The 16263-nt window shown below is 71.8% G+C and carries 16 protein-coding genes; 7 read left to right on the forward strand and 9 right to left on the reverse strand.

The features are described from left to right. Positions 1-30: 30 nt before the first annotated feature. Both CCS38_RS08135 and CCS38_RS08140 read right to left on the reverse strand, forming a co-directional pair. Positions 31-555 carry a hypothetical protein gene (locus CCS38_RS08135; RefSeq protein WP_223732516.1) on the reverse strand — a complete coding sequence of 175 codons (525 nt, stop codon included), beginning with the start codon at positions 553-555 and terminating at the stop codon, positions 31-33. 97 nt (positions 556-652) lie between these two features. Next, positions 653-1195: a GNAT family N-acetyltransferase gene (locus CCS38_RS08140; protein ID WP_223732517.1), complete on the reverse strand. Its 543-nt coding sequence runs from the start codon at positions 1193-1195 to the stop codon at positions 653-655. Between CCS38_RS08140 and CCS38_RS08145 the strand changes: the two genes are divergently transcribed. Together CCS38_RS08145 and CCS38_RS08150 are read left to right on the forward strand one after the other, a co-directional pair. Then, a complete protein-coding gene (locus CCS38_RS08145; RefSeq protein ID WP_223732518.1) occupies positions 1194-1796 on the forward strand; it encodes a helix-turn-helix domain-containing protein in 603 nt (200 codons plus the stop codon). The two genes, CCS38_RS08140 and CCS38_RS08145, sit on opposite strands and share 2 nt — an antisense overlap. Positions 1797-1859: 63 nt before the next feature. Beyond that, complete coding sequence (locus tag CCS38_RS08150) at positions 1860-2519, forward strand: GOLPH3/VPS74 family protein (protein ID WP_223732519.1); 660 nt, start codon at positions 1860-1862, stop codon at positions 2517-2519. Between the two features lie 27 nt (positions 2520-2546). On the opposite strand, the gene CCS38_RS08155 is transcribed toward CCS38_RS08150, so the two are convergent. After that, positions 2547-3818 carry a benzoate/H(+) symporter BenE family transporter gene (locus tag CCS38_RS08155; protein ID WP_223732520.1) on the reverse strand — a complete coding sequence of 424 codons (1272 nt, stop codon included), beginning with the start codon at positions 3816-3818 and terminating at the stop codon, positions 2547-2549. A gap of 156 nt (positions 3819-3974) precedes the next feature. On the opposite strand from CCS38_RS08155, the gene CCS38_RS08160 reads away from it, so the two are divergent. Beyond that, the gene (locus CCS38_RS08160; RefSeq protein ID WP_223732521.1) at positions 3975-4526 is read left to right on the forward strand and encodes a helix-turn-helix domain-containing protein; all 552 of its coding nucleotides are present in this window, start codon (positions 3975-3977) and stop codon (positions 4524-4526) included. Positions 4527-4670: 144 nt separating this feature from the next. Continuing rightward, entirely contained in the window at positions 4671-5978 is a 1308-nt protein-coding gene (locus CCS38_RS08165) for a DUF1479 domain-containing protein (RefSeq protein WP_223732522.1), read from the forward strand. Between the two features lie 22 nt (positions 5979-6000). Here CCS38_RS08165 and CCS38_RS08170 read toward each other — a convergent pair whose 3' ends face one another. Further along, positions 6001-7224, reverse strand: coding sequence for an ROK family transcriptional regulator (locus tag CCS38_RS08170; RefSeq protein WP_223732523.1), 1224 nt, complete (start codon positions 7222-7224; stop codon positions 6001-6003). 122 nt (positions 7225-7346) lie between these two features. Here CCS38_RS08170 and CCS38_RS08175 point away from each other — a divergent pair, with 122 nt between their 5' ends. Both CCS38_RS08175 and CCS38_RS08180 read left to right on the forward strand, forming a co-directional pair. Further along, complete coding sequence (locus tag CCS38_RS08175) at positions 7347-7931, forward strand: nucleosidase (protein ID WP_223732524.1); 585 nt, start codon at positions 7347-7349, stop codon at positions 7929-7931. A 162-nt stretch (positions 7932-8093) separates the two neighbouring features. After that, positions 8094-9215 (forward strand): NADH:flavin oxidoreductase, encoded by a 1122-nt coding sequence (locus CCS38_RS08180; RefSeq protein WP_223732525.1) that lies wholly within the window; start codon positions 8094-8096, stop codon positions 9213-9215. 22 nt (positions 9216-9237) lie between these two features. Here CCS38_RS08180 and CCS38_RS08185 read toward each other — a convergent pair whose 3' ends face one another. The 4 genes from CCS38_RS08185 to CCS38_RS08200 form a co-directional block, all read right to left on the reverse strand. Beyond that, on the reverse strand, positions 9238-10149 hold the full coding sequence (locus CCS38_RS08185; protein WP_223732526.1) for an alpha/beta hydrolase fold domain-containing protein: 912 nt from the start codon (positions 10147-10149) through the stop codon (positions 9238-9240). A 111-nt stretch (positions 10150-10260) separates the two neighbouring features. Further along, positions 10261-11763 (reverse strand): APC family permease, encoded by a 1503-nt coding sequence (locus CCS38_RS08190; protein ID WP_223732527.1) that lies wholly within the window; start codon positions 11761-11763, stop codon positions 10261-10263. A 473-nt stretch (positions 11764-12236) separates the two neighbouring features. Beyond that, on the reverse strand, positions 12237-13391 hold the full coding sequence (gene pstS, locus CCS38_RS08195; RefSeq protein ID WP_223732528.1) for a phosphate ABC transporter substrate-binding protein PstS: 1155 nt from the start codon (positions 13389-13391) through the stop codon (positions 12237-12239). 36 nt (positions 13392-13427) lie between these two features. Beyond that, positions 13428-14033, reverse strand: coding sequence for a flavodoxin family protein (locus CCS38_RS08200; RefSeq protein ID WP_223732529.1), 606 nt, complete (start codon positions 14031-14033; stop codon positions 13428-13430). A 106-nt stretch (positions 14034-14139) separates the two neighbouring features. Between CCS38_RS08200 and CCS38_RS08205 the strand changes: the two genes are divergently transcribed. Further along, a complete protein-coding gene (locus CCS38_RS08205) occupies positions 14140-15600 on the forward strand; it encodes an aldehyde dehydrogenase family protein (RefSeq protein WP_223732530.1) in 1461 nt (486 codons plus the stop codon). On the opposite strand, the gene CCS38_RS08210 is transcribed toward CCS38_RS08205, so the two are convergent. Further along, positions 15588-16263 (reverse strand): MFS transporter (locus CCS38_RS08210; RefSeq protein ID WP_223732531.1); only part of this gene is annotated, 676 nt, incomplete at its 5' end. The genes CCS38_RS08205 and CCS38_RS08210 overlap by 13 nt on opposite strands.

Here is a 16263-nt window from a genome sequence, read left to right on the forward strand (position 1 = left end):
ACGCCGACAGCGGTGACGGGGCGGCAGGGGTCAGCAGCCGGTCCGGGTCGGGGTGAAGCGCAGCCGGGCGTGGTCTTCCTTGCCGAGCGCGGTGGTGTAGGTCGCGTGCGGGACGCGGTACCAGACGTCGTCCTTGCCGGCGCGGCCGTTGACGTCGTCCAGCCGCACGCACCAGCGTTCCTGCCGGACGACCCGGCGGTACGTCTCCGTGCCCTGCCGGACCTTCCGGCACTTCTCGTACCGCTCGGTGGTGTACCAGGTCTTCTTCTTGCCGCCGCTGCGCTTGGTGTGCTTGACCCGCTTCGTGGCGGGCGCGCACTTCTTCACCTTGTGCGGGCGGGTGGCCTCGACCGTCTTCTTGGTGACATGGCGGACGCCGGCCCGGAGTCCCGTGACCTCGTCCGAGTGCGGCCGCGCGTCCTGGGTGCTCTGCCCCGAGCCGTGGCCGCTGCCGTCGCTCCCCCGGTGCCCGTCCGCTCCCGCTCCGCAGGCGCCGAGCCCGGCCACGAGAAGTGCCGTCAGCCCGGCCTGTATCAGTCGCTGCTTGGTGAGCATGTGTCCCCCTGTGGTCGCTCCGGCAGCGGTCAGCGTAACTGATCTTCACAGCCCGGCCGGTGGCTCGAAGGCGCCCGCCATCGCCGTGGTCAGCGGCTCATGCCAGGGCGAGGCGCATGATCGTCAGGTCGAGCCACCGGCCGAACTTGGTGCCGACCTCGCGCACGGTGCCGACGTCCTGGAAGCCGAACCGTTCGTGCAGGCGAATCGAGGCGGCGTTGCCGGACTCGATGTCGGCGATCATGAGGTGGTAGCCGGCCGCCCGCGCGGAGGTGATGAGAACGTCCAGGAGCGCGGAGCCGACGCCCAGACCGTGACGGTCGGTGCGGACGTAGACGGAGTTCTCCGCCGAGTACCGGAAACCCTCCAGCGGGCGCCAGGGCGCGTAGACCCCAAAGCCGACGACCTCGCCCTCGTGCTCGGCGACAAATGCCGCGCCCTGGTCCAGGAACGCGGCGAGCCAGGCGGCGCCCTCGGCGGGCGTCTGGAGCGTCTCCGTCCACAATGCGGTCGAGTTCTCGATCGCGTCGTTGCGAATGGCGAGAATGGCGTCCAGGTCACCGGACCGCGCCGGGCGCACCGTCGCCGCTTCCGCTACGGCGACCGCCACCCCCGACTCCTTCTCATATATTGGATCCATGTCCAATATGGTAGATCCTCTGGTGAGCCGCATCGGGGCACGGGTACGTGCGGAGCGGGAGCGCCGCCGGTGGACCCTGGCGCAGCTGGCCGATGCCTCCGGCGTCTCCCGCGCCATGGTCCATCGGATCGAGCGCGGCGAGAGCAGCCCGACCGCCGTCGTCCTCGGCAAGCTCTCCGGCGCCTTCCGCATCAGCGTCTCGTCGCTGCTCGCGATGGCGGAGGGCGCCACGGACGGCGGGGACGGTGGGAATGGTGAGGACGGTGGGGACACCCGGATCGTCGACACCGCGGAGTGGCGGGATCCGGCCACCGGGTACCGCCGCCGTCAGATCTCCGGTCCGCGGTTCCCCGCGGAGATCGCCGAGATCCGGCTGCCCGCCGGTGCGCAGGTACCGTATCCGGCCGCGGCGTTCGCCTTCGTACAGCAGATCGTCTGGGTACTGGACGGCCGGCTCACCTTCCACGAGGGCGACGAGACGCACGAACTGGCGGCGGGCGACACGATCGAGCTCGGTGCCCCGACCGCGCGCGCCTTCGCCAACAACACCGCGGAGGAGTGCCGTTACGCCGTCGTGCTGGTCCGCTCCGAGGCTCCCTGACAGTCAAGGTCGGAGCAACGGGGTCGGAGCAACCGTGGCCGTCATGACCGCGTCCTCCCCTGTATGACGACGCCTGCCGCCGGCGAGCTGACGATGGCCGAGGAGCTGCTGCTTCTCGGCCTGCATCCGGAGCGCTCCCGGTTCCGCGTCCAGACCCGTTACCTCCGCTACGGGCTGGCGGCCGCGGTACTGGCCGAGCTGGAGGGGCACGGCAGCGTGGCCGAGGAGCGGGGCAGGATGGTCGTCCCGCACCCGTTGCCCACGGGGCGGCCGCTGCTCGATCAGTTCCTCGACGGCCTCGCCGCCGGCGCCCTCAGCTCGACGCGGAAGGGCAAGGGCGTGCCCGTGCAGCGGTGGCTCCGCCGTAACGGGCAGCGCGCGGAGCGGCTCGCCGTGGAGGCCCTCGTCACCCGCGGCGCGATCCGGTCGGAGGAGCAGCGCGCCTTGGGCCTCTTTCCGTACCGGCGTTACCCGGTCCACGATCACCGGTTGCACGGCCAGGTGCTCGCCTCCTTCCACGACGCGCTGAAGCGCGGCGTTCCCGACCGCCGCTCCCGCGTCCTGGTGGGGCTCGCTCTGGCGACGGAGGTGGCCACTCGTCTCGGCGTCCCCTGGCGGGTGCGCCGCGAACTGAAACCGCTGGTCCGCGAGCAGTGGTACGCGCAGGCGGTGCACAAGCAGATCAGCTCGGACAAGGCCGCGAGCAGTGGGGGCGGTGAGTGAGCGCGCGTGGCCGGGCGGGCGTGGTGCTCAGGTCTCAGGTACGGGCGCTGAGCTCGGGGCGCTGAGCTCGGGGCGGTGGGTGGTGGAGGTGGCGTCGGGTGCGGGGGCGTCCGGCTCCGGCCGTTTGCGCCCCGTCGAGAGGATCACGCTGGTGAGGACGCCTGCGAGCAGGCCCCAGAAGGCCGAGCCGATGCCGAGCAGGGTGACGCCGGAGGCCGTGGCGAGGAAGGTGACCATGGCCGCTTCGCGGGACGCGGTGTCGGACAGTGCGGTGGCCAGCGAGCTGGTGACGGTGGCGAGCAGGCCGATGCCGGCGATGCCGAGGACGAGGGGGTGCGGCATGGCGTCGAGCAGGGACGCCACCGTCGCGCCGAGGACGCCGACGCACAGGTAGAAGAGGGCGGCCCAGACGGCGGCGACATAGCGTTTGCGGCGGTCGGGGTGGGCCTCTTCGCTGGTGCAGATGGCCGCGGTGATCGCCGCGAGGTTGAGGCCGTACGCGCCGAACGGCGCCAGCAGCAGGTTCGCGGCGCCGGTCCAGGTCATCAGGGGCGAGACCGGTACGTCGTAGCCCGCGCCCCGGAGCACCGCGACGCCGGGGAGGTTCTGGGAGGCCATGGTGACCACGAACAGCGGGACGCCGACGCTGATCAGGACCTTCCAGTCGAAGTCCGGGGGGACGAACACGGGCGTGGCCACGGAGAGCCGCACCCGTTCCGCGTGCCAGCCGCCGGTGAACACCGTGGCGACGATGCCGGCGGCGAGGGCGAGCAGTACGGCGTAGCGGGGCAGCAGCCGGCGGCCGAGCAGGTATGCCACGAACATCGGGAAGACCACGGCGAAGCTGCCGTGCATGGTGGTGAAGAGGCCGGTACCGAACTGGAGCAGGACGCCCGCGAGCAGTGCGGCCGCCATGGGTACGGGGATGCGGCCCATGGCGCGGGCGAACCAGCCCGTCACCCCGCTGGCGAGGATGAGCAGCGCGGAGAACAGGAACGCACCGACGGCCTGCGCCATCGGCACGCCGCTCAGGCTCGTGGCCAGGAGGGCCGCGCCCGGCGTCGACCAGGCGATCACCACGGGCGCCCGGTAGCGCACGGACAGGCCGATGCCGGTGACGGCCATGCCCACGGCGAGGGCGAGCATCCAGGAGGAGATCTCGCGGGAGTCCGCGCCGGCCGCCTTGGCGGCGGTGAAGACGAGGGCGGCCGAGCTGGTGACGCCCACGGTCACCGCGATCAGTCCGGCGACGACCGCGGAGGGCGGGGCGGCGGCGCGTATTCGAGCCATCAGGGACATGCGTTCATTTCCATGGTTCGTTCGGTCCGGCTGTGGAGCTTGTTCTGCTGAGGGGGATGCTTGTTCTGTTTATGGAACGTTCTGTTTGCGGAACAGTAGAGAGTAGACTGGCCGCTCGTCAATGACCTTCGGAAGACGGGAACGGACGCGCGCGGCATGGGCCTGAACGACGAGGTGGGGCGCCGGCTCCGGGAGCTTCGCCAGCAGCAACGCCTGTCCCTGTCCGAACTGGCCCGGCGCTCCGGCGTGGGCAAGGGGACGCTCTCGGAGCTGGAGGGCGGACAGCGCAACCCCACGCTGGAGACGCTGTACGCGCTCACCACCGCGCTCAACAGTCCGCTCAGCGCGGTCCTCAGCGATCACCCGCGGCATGATTTCGAAGCACGGGCCGGAGGGGTCTCGGGCAGCGCCGTGACCGCGGTCCTCATCGAGCGCTTCGAGGAGCCGCCGGCCGTCACCGACATCTTCCGCATCCGCATCGCCGCGGGCAGCGTCCAGGAATCCGCCGCACACATCGCGGACACCACGGAGAGCTTGATGGTGCTGTCGGGTACGGCCGTGGTGGGCGACCCGGCGGAACTCCGGACGGCGGGCCCGGGCGAGTACGCCCACTGGCGCGCCGACGCCCCGCATGTCTACAGCGCGCCGCACGGCGAGGACGTGCACGGAATTCTCTTCGTGCGGTACCCGCAGGCGGTTACGGACTGACGCTCCCCCAGTAGCACCGACCCTCTGCAGCACCGGCTCTCTGCAGCACTGACCCTCTTTAGTCAGGAGGGTTGCCCAAACCTGCCCCGGCGGTTACGTTGCTGTGCGGATGTTTAGTAAGGAGCCCTGACCAAAGGAGCCGGCGTGACCGAGGCGACCACCGCAGCCGACCGGGAGCAGGACCGCCCCGCGCTCCCCCACTGGGAGACCGTCCCCGAGGACCTGTCCGCGGCGATCCGCCGGATCAAACCGGCCCTGCGCGCCCGCATCGAAGCCTCCGGGCGGAGCGTCGCGGAGATCTTCGCCGTTGTGGAGCGCCGGGTCGCCGCCCGGGTGGCGGAGATCGAGGCCGACAGGGAGCGCGGCGAGGGCGTGTGGCCGGTCATCGACTACGCCGACATCGCGAACGGCACCGTGACCGCCGCCATGCTCGACAAGCTCAGGCGGCGCGGCTGCCTGGTCGTGCGCGGTCACTTCGACCGCGAACGGGCCCTCGGCTGGGACGCCGACATCGTCGAGTACGTCGAGCGGAACGGGTTCTTCGAGAACTACCGCGGTCCCGGCGACGACTTCTTCGGCAGTGTCGGCTCCAAGCCCGAGATCTACCCCATCTACTGGTCGAACGCCCAGATGCAGGCCCGGCAGAGCGACCGGATGGCCCGCGTCCAATCCTTCCTGAACTCTCTCTGGAAGCACGAGTCCGACGGCGTGCGGTGGTTCGAGCCGGACCGCGACGCCCTGTACCCCGACCGCATCCGGCGCCGTCCGCCGGGCACCGACTCCGGCGGGCTGGGCACGCACTGCGACCCTGGGACGCTCGATCTGTGGATGACCGAGGCGTACCAGCGTGCCTTCCGGCACCTGTTCGACGGCAGCGTCGAGGAGTACGACCCCTGGGACGCGGCGCACCGGACCGCGGGGCCGCAGTACCCCGGCTCCACGATGTGCTCCGCCTTCCGTACGTTCCAGGGCTGGACCGCGCTGTCGGACATGGACCACGACCAGGGCGTGCTGCACACCGTGCCCGTTCCGGAGGCCATGGCCTACCTGATGCTGCGTCCGCTGCTGCCGGACGTGCCCGAGGACGACATGTGCGGGGTCACCACCAACCAGGTCTTCCCCGCGAGCGAGAAGTGGCATCCGCTGCTGATGGAGGCGCTGACCGGCATCCCCGACGTCAAGGCCGGGGATTCCGTCTGGTGGCACTGCGACATGATCCACAGTGTCGCGCCGGTCACTGACCAGCAGGGCTGGGGAAACGTCATGCACATCCCCGCGGCCCCCTGGTGTCCGCGGAACGAGGAGTACGCGGCGAGCGTGCGGAACGCCTTCGTCACGGGTTCCAGCCCCGCCGACTTCCCCGAGGAGCACTACGAACGGGACTGGACCGGCCGCTTCACCGTCGATCAGCTCAACGAGTCGGGCCGCCGTGGGCTCGGCCTCGACGGCTGACCGGACTTGGGCTCCGGGCCGGTCAGCCGTTGGCGCGGGCCCACAGGTCCGTGCGGCCTCGGCGGACGGCGAGGGTGAGGGCTCCGCGGAGGGCGGCGTTCTCGCCCAGCGTCCCGGTCTCCACGCGCGGGGCCAGCGGCGCGAGCGCGTCGACGGTGGCGCGGACCGGTTCGAGCAGTGCGGGGTGGGCGCCGATGGGGCCGCCGAGGAGGACGAGTTCGGGGTCGACGACCGCGCAGACGGCGGCGACGGCCTCACCGATGGTGCGGCCTTCCCGCGCCACCACCGCCTGGGCCTCGGCGTCGCCCCCGGCGGCCCGGTCCAGGATCGTGCGGGCGGCTTCGACGGCGGCCGGGCCACGGAGACCGGCCGCCGCACCGCCCGTTCCACCGCCGGCTTCCCCGCCCGTGGCGAAGCCCTCGGCGACCGCTCGGGCGAAGCCGTGGCGGCCGTCCGCCCGGCCGTGACTCCCACCGAGGTAACCGATCTCACCGGCCAACCCCCGGGCGCCGCGCACGAGTTCGTCCCCGATCACCAGGCCCATGCCCATCCCGGCGCCGATGTGGACGTACGCGCAGCTGCCGGCTTCTCCCGTCGCGCCGTGCCACCGCTCGGCGAGCGCGGCGAGGTTGACGTCGTTCTCCACCAGCAGCGGCGCGTCGGTCACGCCGGCCAGCGCCTCGCGGGGCTGGAAGAGGCCGGCGGGGTGCGGCGTCTCGGGCAGCGGGATCACCGCCGAGGTGCCGGGGTCGACCGGGTTGGCCACGGAGAGGCCCACCGCGAGCAGGGGGCCGCGCGCGCCCCGGCTGCCGGCGATCGCGTCGCGCACCATCGCGCGCAGCTGCCCGGCCGCGTCGGCGGGCTCGCCCGAGCCGGCGGGCGGCGCCGAGGTCTCGTGGAAGGGCTTGCCGAACAGGTCGGCGGCGGTCAGCCGTACTTCGGTGGAGTCCAGCGAGGCCGCGAGGACGAAGCCGGCCTCCGCCGCCACCTTGTAGTACGTGCCCACCCGGCCCTGCCGGCCCGTCTGGACGCCGGCCGGCAGCAGCAGGCCCGCGCCCTCCAGGCGGCGCACCGCTTCGGAGACGGTGGTCTTGGAGATGCCGGTCACCTGGGCGACTTCGGCGCGGGTGATGGGCGCCTGCTCGAACACCGTGTCCAGCACGATCTGGTCGGTCAGTTCACGCAGCAGCGTCATGCTCGGCAGCGCCGCGCGGCCGGGTCCGCCGAGCCCTCTGCGGATGTCCATTCCACCCCTCGTCCGCCATCGATGCGGCTGTCACTTTATCGCCCGTCCGCTGGTCAGCGCCGTCCCGTCGCGCGCGCTGCCCCGACGGCCGGCGCCGAAACGTGTGAGGTTAGCGTGACCGCATGGAACTCATTGGAGAGATCACTGCCGACCGGCCGCTGCTCGTGGTCGCCGTCAAGGAAGAGGCACAGTTCCTCGGCGCCGGCTTCCCGGTCCTGCTGACGGGCATCGGCAAGGTCAATGCGGCGACCGCGCTCGCCACCGTACTGGCGCGCGGCCCCCGCCCCTCCGGCATAGTCAACCTGGGCACCGCCGGCGCGCTGCGCCCGGGCTTGCGCGGTACCCATGTGATCGGCTCCGTGATCCAGCACGACCTGGACAGCGCGGTACTGGCCGCGCTGACGGGCGAGGTGTACGGCGCGCCGCTGGAGCTGGCGGACGAGGACGGACCGGTGCTGGCGACCGGCGACTCCTTCATAGCCGACGACGCGGCCCGCGACCGGCTGGCGGCGCATGCCGCGCTGGTGGATATGGAGGGGTACGCGGTGGTGGCCGCCGCGCAGCAGGCCGGTGTGCCGGTGCGCCTGGTCAAGCACGTCAGCGACGAGGCGGGCGACGACGCGGCCAGGACGTGGCAGGAGTCGGTCGCGGAGTGCGGCCGGGAGCTCGCCGCCTGGGCGGCGGAGCACCTCACTGCCGGTTCCTGAGCGCCTGACCCATGGCCGCGGCAGCTAGGTGTACACAGCACACTGTGGCGCAGACGACAGTGAAATACGGATGACCTTGCTGGTGGCGGGCGTTGCGAACAGCGGAACGTCCGCCACCCGGCGGCGTTCTCCCCTCGCATGCCGACCTGAGGAGAACCCCCCGTGACATCCAGCGACCCCGCCGCCCGCGCTGCCCAGGTGCTCTCCCGCCCCTTCTCCCTGGGCGGGCTGACCGTGCCCAACCGCATCGCCATGGCGCCGATGACCCGTGAGTTCTCGCCGGGCGGCGTCCCGGGCGCCGATGTCGCGGAGTACTACGCGCGGCGTGCCGCGGGCGGCGTCGGCCTGATCATCACCGAGGGTACGTACGTCGATCACCCGGCGGCCGGCACCAGCGGCGCCGTCCCCCGCTTCCACGGCGAGGACGCGCTCGGCGGCTGGCAGCGGGTCGTCGAGGCGGTGCACGCGGCGGGCGGCACGATCATGCCGCAGCTGTGGCACGTCGGCATGGCCCGGGAAGCGGGCGCGCCGCCCTTCCCGGACGCGCCGCCGTCCGGCCCGTCCGGCCTCGCCCTGGACGGCACGCCGTCCGGGCACGCCATGACGCAGCAGGACCTGGACGACGTCATCGCGGCGTTCGCCGAGGCGGCTCGCGCGGCCGAGCGCATCGGCTTCGACGGCATCGAGCTGCACGGCGCGCACGGTTACCTCATCGACCAGTTCCTGTGGTCGGGCACCAACCGGCGCACCGACGCGTACGGCGGTGACCTCGTGGCCCGTACCCGCTTCGCCGCCGAGATCGTGGCGGCCTGCCGCGCGGCGGTCTCCCCCGACTTCCCGATCCTCTTCCGGATGTCCCAGTGGAAGATGGGCAATTACGAGGCCCGGCTCGCCGACACCCCGGAGGAGCTGGACGCGATCGTGGCGCCGCTCACCGCCGCGGGCGTGAGCTCCTTCCACGCCTCGACGCGCCGCTACTGGCTGCCGGAGTTCGAGGACTCGGACCTGAACCTGGCCGGCTGGGTCAAGAAGCTCTCCGGGCTCCCGACCGTCACCGTCGGCTCCGTCGGCCTCGACAACGAGTTCATCCAGGCGTTCCAGGGCAAGCAGGCCGGCGTCGCCGGCATCGACCGGCTGCTGGACCGGATGGAGCGCGACGAGTTCGACCTGGTCGCCGTGGGCCGGGCGCTGCTCGGCGACCCGGAGTGGGCCGCGAAGATCTTCGAGGGCCGCACCGGCGAGCTCGTACCGTTCGACGCCTCGATGCTGCGCACGCTGAGCTGAGCCCCCCTCCCGCCCCGCCTTCTCACTGCTTGGCGAGCGGTGCGGAGGCGGGGGCGGGCAGCGAGGCGAGCAGGTGGCGGCATGCCTGATGGCCCTCGGCGGTGGGCCACAGCGGGTAGACGTGGATCTGGCCCGGCGCCTCGTTGAAGTCCACGTCGACGCCCTCGGCCGTCGCCAGGTCGCGGAAGCGGCGGGCGTCGGCGGTGAGGATGTCGCGGGTGCCGGCGAACACCGTCGTCCGCGGCAGACCGGCCAGGCTGCCGCGCAGCGGGCTCACCCAGGGGTGCGCGAGGTCCAGCTCGCCGGCCCACAGCGAGCCGCAATAGCGCAGTGCCTCCACCCCCAGCATGGGGTCGTGCGGCTGCAGGTCCGCGATGTTCGCGTTGTCCAGTACGGCGTCGAGCCAGGGCGAGATCAGCACCAGCTCAGCCGGCGGGGTGCCGCCGGTGTCCCGCAGCCGCTGCGCCAGCGTCACGGACAGTCCGCCGCCGGCCGAGTCGCCCATGAACACCGTGGGGAGCGTGCCGTCCGCGGTGAGCCGGCCCGCCAGTGCGGTGAGGTCGGGGACGACGGTGGAGGCCGTACCGCGCGGCGCCAGCGGGTGGACCGGTACGACCACGCGTGCCGCCCCACTGGTCGCCAGCTTCTCGATCAGGTTCCAGTGGTTGTCGCCGATCTCCTCGATGTAGGCACCGCCATGCAGGTACAGGACCTGGACCTGCGCGTCGCCGTCCCGCGGGACGACTTCGTAACAGGGCCATCCGTGCCGGAAGTGGGCGGTGACCCGGCAGTGCCGGTCCAGCCGCTTGGGCGGCCCGAACGCGGCGGGCCGCCGTTGCTGCCGCTCGACCTTCCGCCGCACCTCGACCGGGTCGCGATACCCCATCCGGTGTCCCAGCGCCGATGCGACGAGCAGCAGGACTCGGCTGCTCAAGCTGGACACGGTGCCACCTCCCTCGTCACGAGTGCACTACACCCAGACGCGTTCCACACAGTAGCGATCGAAAACGGAGAGGTGGCGGCCGTCACCGGGTCCCGGCGGCCGTCAGCGGGTCTCGGCGGCCGGCTGGGCAGGGATTCCGGCCAGTTCAGCGTCGGCCTCGGCCTCAGCGTCGGCGTCCGGCAGGCGGGTGTCCTCCGGGAGGGTCACCAGCCAGTGGGTGTCCCGGCGGGGGCGGAGGTACAGGGCCCAGTACAGCGTCGCCACGGCCATGATGCCGCCGGTCCACAGCAGGTACTGCATCTCCTGCTGGCTGAGGATGTAGACGAGGACCACGATCAGCAGCAGCGGAACCGCGGGCCACAGCGGCATCCGCCAGGCGGCCGTCTTCTTGTGGGCGCCGCGCCGGGCCGCCAGCGCCGCGATGGCGACGAGCAGGTACATGCCGCTGACGGAGACGCCGGTCACGCCGTAGAGCGTGTCGAGGTTGACGAAGCACAGGGCCGCGCCGGGGAGGCCGACGACAAGGGTCGCCACCCACGGGGAGCCGAAGCGGCCGAGGCGGGAGAGCGCCTGGTTGACCGGCCGGGGCCATGCCTTGTCGCGGGCGGAGGCGAACAGCACGCGGGAATTCTGAATGACCATGACAATTCCGGCATTGATGATGGCCAGGGCGACACAGAGGCTGACGAAGGTGCCGACCGCCGAGTTGCTCCACGCGGTGACCATGGTGCTGATGTCGCCCGAGGTCAGGGCCTCGATGCTGGGGGCGCCGAGGGTGATCCCGATGACCGGGACGAGGATGACGGCGGCGGAGATCGCCAGCGTGGTCAGCACGGTACGGGCGACGTTGCGGCGCGGGTTCTCCAGCTCCTCGGAGAGGTAGACCGCGGTGGAGAAGCCCTGGGTGACGAAGAGGGCGATGGCCAGGCCCGAGACGATGAGCAGCGCGGTGACCGGGCCGGAGGCGCCGGTGGGGCCGGCGACGGTGCCGTGCAGGAGGGCGGAACCGCCGCGCTCGGCGTGCGCGAAGCCCAGTACCGCCACGACACCCGCGGCGACGACCTCCAGGACCAGGAAGATGCCGGTGATCCAGGCGTTGGCGCGCAGATCCAGCAGGCCGGCGAGGGTGGCCAGGAGCATCACCGCGGCACCGGCGATCGGTGCCGGTATCTGGACCACCGGGGCGAGGTAGTCCGCCGTACCCATGGCGATCACAGGCGGCACGATCATGACAACCAACAGGGAGAGGACGAACACCAGCCAGCCGGCCAGCCGTCCGGTCAGCGTCGAGACCATGGCGTACTCGCCGCCGGCGCTCGGGATCAGGGTGCCCAGCTCCGAGTAGCAGAACGCCACCGCGATGCAGAGGACGGAACCGATCGCGATGGTCAGGGCGGTGAAGGTGCCCAGGTCGGCGAAGAGGTCGGGCACCACCACGAAGAGCGTGGAGGCGGGCGTGACGCAGGACAGGGTCAGCAGGGTGCCGCCGATGACGCCGATCGAGCGCTTCAGTGTCTTCGGGCTGTCCTGGCCCGGGGCGTCGGCGGCGTCGGTGGTCACCGCGGTGCGGTCACCGGTGGGTGGCTGGCTGAGGATGTCGGTCATGGAGCGGTTCCGATCGACTGGATGTGGCACGTGATGGCGGGAGCGTTATCGCCTCCGTAGACGGCTGGGTCGTGCTGACGAGCTGACCGGCGGTAACCCGTCCGGTGACGGGGCGGCCGGTGAGCTTGATCTGCTCCCGGCGCATATAGAAGCCCGACGAGATCCGGAGCGTCAAGGCGTGAATGGCTTCGGAATTCGTCGCCGGGCGGGTCGATCGATGCCGTTTTCCGCAGCATCGACACGAGGGTCAGTCTTCAGTCGTCGGTGCTGCGGTCGCGGTAGGACCTTGGAAAGGGAGATACAGGGAGCCACCACGCCTGGCATGCGCAGGCCAGCGGCGGCTCCGGCCAGGGAGTATGCGACTGCCGCGTGCGGGCCACGGGAACCGCAGAGCGGCCGCCCCGAGGAATTCCGCAGGTCAGGCGTGTTCCGCAGCAACGACCATGACAGGCGCCGGGCAGCGGGCCGGCCGGTCAGGAAATGCTGTTGAGCTTGTCGCGCACCTTGTCCATGACCTTGGCGGGGAGGGTGGCGTACCCCTGGAAGGAGAGGTCCTGCTGGCCCTGCATGCCGGCGGCGTAGAGGAGGAACGCCTTGGTGGCGGGCCAGGTCTTCGGCTCGTTGCCCTTGTCGCAGACGATCTCGTACGTGACCATGCCGATCGGGTACGCGCCGGCGGTCTTGTGCTGATAGTCGAGGTCGAGGACCAGATCGCCGTCCGAGCCGGCGACCTTCGCGCCGGACAGCGCCTTCGAGGCGTTGACCACGGTGGGGTCGACCGGCGCCGCGGCACCGGTGTCGATCGAGGCCGTGGGGAGGGTCTTGCCGATCGCGTACGCGAGCTCGACATAGCCGATGGCGCCCTCGGTCTCCTTCACCTTGGCGGCCAGCCCGGAGGAACCGTCGGCGCCGTCGCCGCCCTTGCCCCGCCACTTCTGGTCGCGCGGGTGCGGCCAGGCGCTCGGGGTGGCGGTGTGCAGATACGCCGTGAAGTTGTCGGTCGTGCCGGAGTCGTCGGAGCGGTGGACCGTTTTGATGGCCGTCGCGGGCAGGTCGGCCTTGGGGTTCAGCTTCCTGATCGCCGCATCGTTCCACTTGGTGATCTTGCCGTCGAAGATCCGGGCGAGGGTGGGGGCGTCCAGTACCAGCTTCTCGACGCCCGACAGGTTGTAGGGAACAGCGATCGGGCCGCCGAGCATGGGCAGGTGGACGGCGCGGCCGCCGTCCGCGCACGCCTTCTCGGCCCGGTCCCGCTGTGACTTCTTCAGCACGGAATCGGAACCGGCGAAGGCGGTGCGGCCCGCGAGGAAGTCCTTCTGACCGTCGCCGGAGCCGGATCCCTCGTACTGGATCCGGGTGCCGTCGCAGGCTTTCTGGTAGTGCCTGATCCAGAACCGCATGGCGTTCTGCTGCGCGGTCGAGCCGGAGGCCCGCAGCGTGGCCGCCTTGCCGCACTTCACCGCCCCGCCCGGGGCCGCGGTACCGGAGCCGGAAGCGGACGTCGCACTGGCCGATCCGCCGGACTCCGGGGAATCGTCCGAGCCGCAGGACGCGAGGGCCAGTACGCCCGAAAGTGCCGCCAGGGCGGTGGCCAGGGCGCGCGGGCCCCGGGAACGCTGTGATGTCACGGTCGACTACTCCTTGAGCTTCGCGGTGTCAGGGATTCAGGACGGGGGTGCGGGCAGGGGGTGCGCGGCGAGGGCGCGGGCCGTGTGGGCCAGTTGCGAGGCCATGGCGCGGGCCGTGGAGGCGGACCACTCATGGCCGCGGTCCTCGTCGAGGTAGTCGGGTCCCGGCCCTGGCCCGAGGTGCCAGTACGTCCAGCTCTGGCCGGGGATGGTGTAGCCGATGTCGACCAGGGCGCCGTTGAGCTCGCTGATGACGTGGTGCGCGCCGTCCTCGTTGCCGGTGACGACGACGCCGGCCACGCGGTTGAAGGCGACCGGGCGGTCCTGGTCGTCGGTCTCGCTCAGCATCGCGTCCATCCGCTCCAGTACGCGCTGCGCCACGGAGGACGGCCTGCCCAGCCAGGTGGGTGAGGCGATGACCAGGATCTCGGCGGTCAGGATCTTCTCGTGCACCGCGGGCCAGTCGTCGCCCTCGCCCATATCGGTCTGCACGCCCGGGAGGAGATTCAGGTCGACGGCCCGGACGGTCTGCGTGGTCACGCCGTGGGTGTCGAGGGCCCGGACGACGACGTCGGCGAGGGCTTCGGTGTTGGACGGCTGTGGGGAGGGTTTGAGGGTGCAGTTGATGACGAGGGCGCGCATGGGACTTCTGTACCCGGGCGTGGCGCCGGTCCGCGGGGAACGGCGGGGGCTTCACCCGCACGGCACCCCATACGGCTCCTCGGAGTGTCCTGGCATCATGGATCCCATGGCCACCACGCGCGAACTGTTCATCGGCGGCAAGGACGTGCCCGCCGCCTCCGGACGTACCACCGAGGACATCAGCCCCTTCACCGGTGAGGTGTACGCGACCGTCGCCGCCGGCGGGCCCGAGGACATCACGCGGGCGGTGGACGCCGCGGACGCGGCCTTCCCCGCATGGGCCGCGCTCGCCCCGTTCGCCCGCCGGGCCATCTTCCTCAAGGCCGCCGATCTGCTCGACGCCAAGGGCGAGCAGGCCGTCGAGCTGATGGCGCACGAGGTCGGCGGTACGGCGCCGTGGGCGCACTTCAATGTCGCGCTCGCCGCGAACGTGCTGCGCGAGGCCGCTGCCGCGATCACCGCGCCGCGCGGTGAGGTGCTGAGCACGCAGGAGAGCGGCGCGCTGGGCATGGCGGTACGCGAACCGCTGGGTGTCGTCGGGGCGTTCGCGCCGTGGAACGCGCCGCTGATCCTCGGGGTGCGTGCCGTCGCCGCGCCGCTCGCCGCGGGCAACACCGTGGTGGTCAAGCCGAGCGAGGACGCGCCGCTGGCCTGCGGGCTGTTCGTCGCCGACGTGCTGCGCGAGGCGGGGCTCCCGGACGGCGTACTGAACGTGGTCACCAACGCCCCCGAGGACGCGGCCGCCGTCGCCGAGACGTTGATCGCCGACGCGCGCGTACGGGCCGTCAACTTCACCGGCTCGACCGGCGTCGGCCGGATCATCGGCACCCACGCGGCGAAGCACCTCAAGCCCGCCGTGCTGGAGCTGGGCGGCAAGAACGCGATCCTCGTGCTGGACGACGCGGACGTGGACTACGCGGTCGACGCGGTGACCTTTGGCGTGTTCATGAACGCGGGTCAGATCTGCATGTCCGGCGACCGGATCCTGGTGCACGAGAGCCTGGCGGAGGAGTTCACGCGGAAGTTCACCGCGAAGGTCGCGGCCCTGCCGGCCGGTGACCCGCGCGAGCCTCACACCGTCGTCGGGCCGCTGGTCAGCGCGGCTGCCGCGGACCGCGTCGCGGCGCTGGTGAAGGACGCGGTGGACAAGGGCGCCACGGTACTGACCGGGGGCGGTGCGCCGGAGGGCGCGGTGCACCCGGCGACCGTGCTGACCGGCGTCACCAAGGAGGCGGAGCTGTACTACGGCGAGGCGTTCGGGCCGGTCTGCGTGCTGGAGACGTTCGCCGACGACGAGGCGGCCATCGCCCTGGCCAATGACACGGAGAACGGCCTGACCTGCGGCGTTCTCACCGAGAACGCCACCCACGGGCTGGCCGTCGCGCGCCGTGTCCGTACCGGGATCGTGCACGTCAACGACCAGTCCGTCGGCGACGAGCCGCAGGCGCCGTTCGGCGGCATCAAGGACTCGGGTTACGGGCGGTTCGGCGGGCGCTGGGGCATCGAGGCGTTCTCCAGCACCCGCTGGCTGACGGTCGCGACCCAGCAGGCGCACTACCCGTTCTGAGGTGCCCGCGCCGCCGTATGACGTTCCGTCGTCCCCGGCGCGCCCTTGCGGCGCGCCAGGGGTACGAGGGCGATCGCGGCGGCGCCCAGGAGGCCGGCCAGGGCGAAGGCGGTGAAGCCCATGCTCTGGCTGCCGGTGGCGGCGAGGACGCCGATCAGCCAGGGGCCGAAGGCCGCGCCCATCCGGCCGACGCCGGTGACCATGCCGAGTCCCGCGGCGCGTTCGCTGTCGCGGTAGACGGTGCCGGTGACGGCGTAGACCATGACCTGCGCGCTGAAGAGCACGACGCCGGTGACGGCGATGACGGCGTAGGTGACGCCGAGCGGCAGATGCGACTTCAGGAGCAGCGCGCCGGCCGCGGTGAGGGCGAACCAGAGCGCGGAGACCTTCACCGATCCGAAGCGGTCGGCGGCGCGGCCCGCGACGAACATGCCGACGATCCCGCCCGCGTTGATGACCATCAGGAAGGTCACCGAGGAACTGAGGCCGTAGCCGGAGGCGCGCATCATCTGCGGCAGCCAGGTGGACACGCCGTACACCAGCACCAGGCCGCAGAAGGAGGCCAGCCAGAGCAGGAGGGTGGCCCAGCGGGACTCGGCGCTGAAGAGGGCGCGGACGGCGGCGAGACGGCCCTTGGCGCCGGCGGCCGGGGCCTCGACGGGG

The organism is Streptomyces purpurogeneiscleroticus (assembly GCF_020024005.1).
In the GTDB taxonomy this organism is placed as follows: domain Bacteria; phylum Actinomycetota; class Actinomycetes; order Streptomycetales; family Streptomycetaceae; genus Streptomyces; species Streptomyces purpurogeneiscleroticus.

Bases quoted from the DNA above. Each gene is read 5' to 3' on its own strand.
- CCS38_RS08205 (WP_223732530.1), top strand. From the start codon at position 14,140: ATGGCCACCACGCGCGAACTGTTCATCGGCGGCAAGGACGTGCCCGCC.
- CCS38_RS08160 (WP_223732521.1), top strand. From the start codon at position 3,975: ATGGGCCTGAACGACGAGGTGGGGCGCCGGCTCCGGGAGCTTCGCCAG.
- CCS38_RS08200 (WP_223732529.1), bottom strand. From the start codon at position 14,033: ATGCGCGCCCTCGTCATCAACTGCACCCTCAAACCCTCCCCACAGCCG.
- CCS38_RS08175 (WP_223732524.1), top strand. From the start codon at position 7,347: ATGGAACTCATTGGAGAGATCACTGCCGACCGGCCGCTGCTCGTGGTC.
- CCS38_RS08170 (WP_223732523.1), bottom strand. From the start codon at position 7,224: ATGGACATCCGCAGAGGGCTCGGCGGACCCGGCCGCGCGGCGCTGCCG.
- CCS38_RS08145 (WP_223732518.1), top strand. From the start codon at position 1,194: ATGTCCAATATGGTAGATCCTCTGGTGAGCCGCATCGGGGCACGGGTA.
- CCS38_RS08155 (WP_223732520.1), bottom strand. From the start codon at position 3,818: ATGTCCCTGATGGCTCGAATACGCGCCGCCGCCCCGCCCTCCGCGGTC.
- CCS38_RS08150 (WP_223732519.1), top strand. From the start codon at position 1,860: ATGACGACGCCTGCCGCCGGCGAGCTGACGATGGCCGAGGAGCTGCTG.
- CCS38_RS08135 (WP_223732516.1), bottom strand. From the start codon at position 555: ATGCTCACCAAGCAGCGACTGATACAGGCCGGGCTGACGGCACTTCTC.
- CCS38_RS08140 (WP_223732517.1), bottom strand. From the start codon at position 1,195: ATGGATCCAATATATGAGAAGGAGTCGGGGGTGGCGGTCGCCGTAGCG.
- CCS38_RS08190 (WP_223732527.1), bottom strand. From the start codon at position 11,763: ATGACCGACATCCTCAGCCAGCCACCCACCGGTGACCGCACCGCGGTG.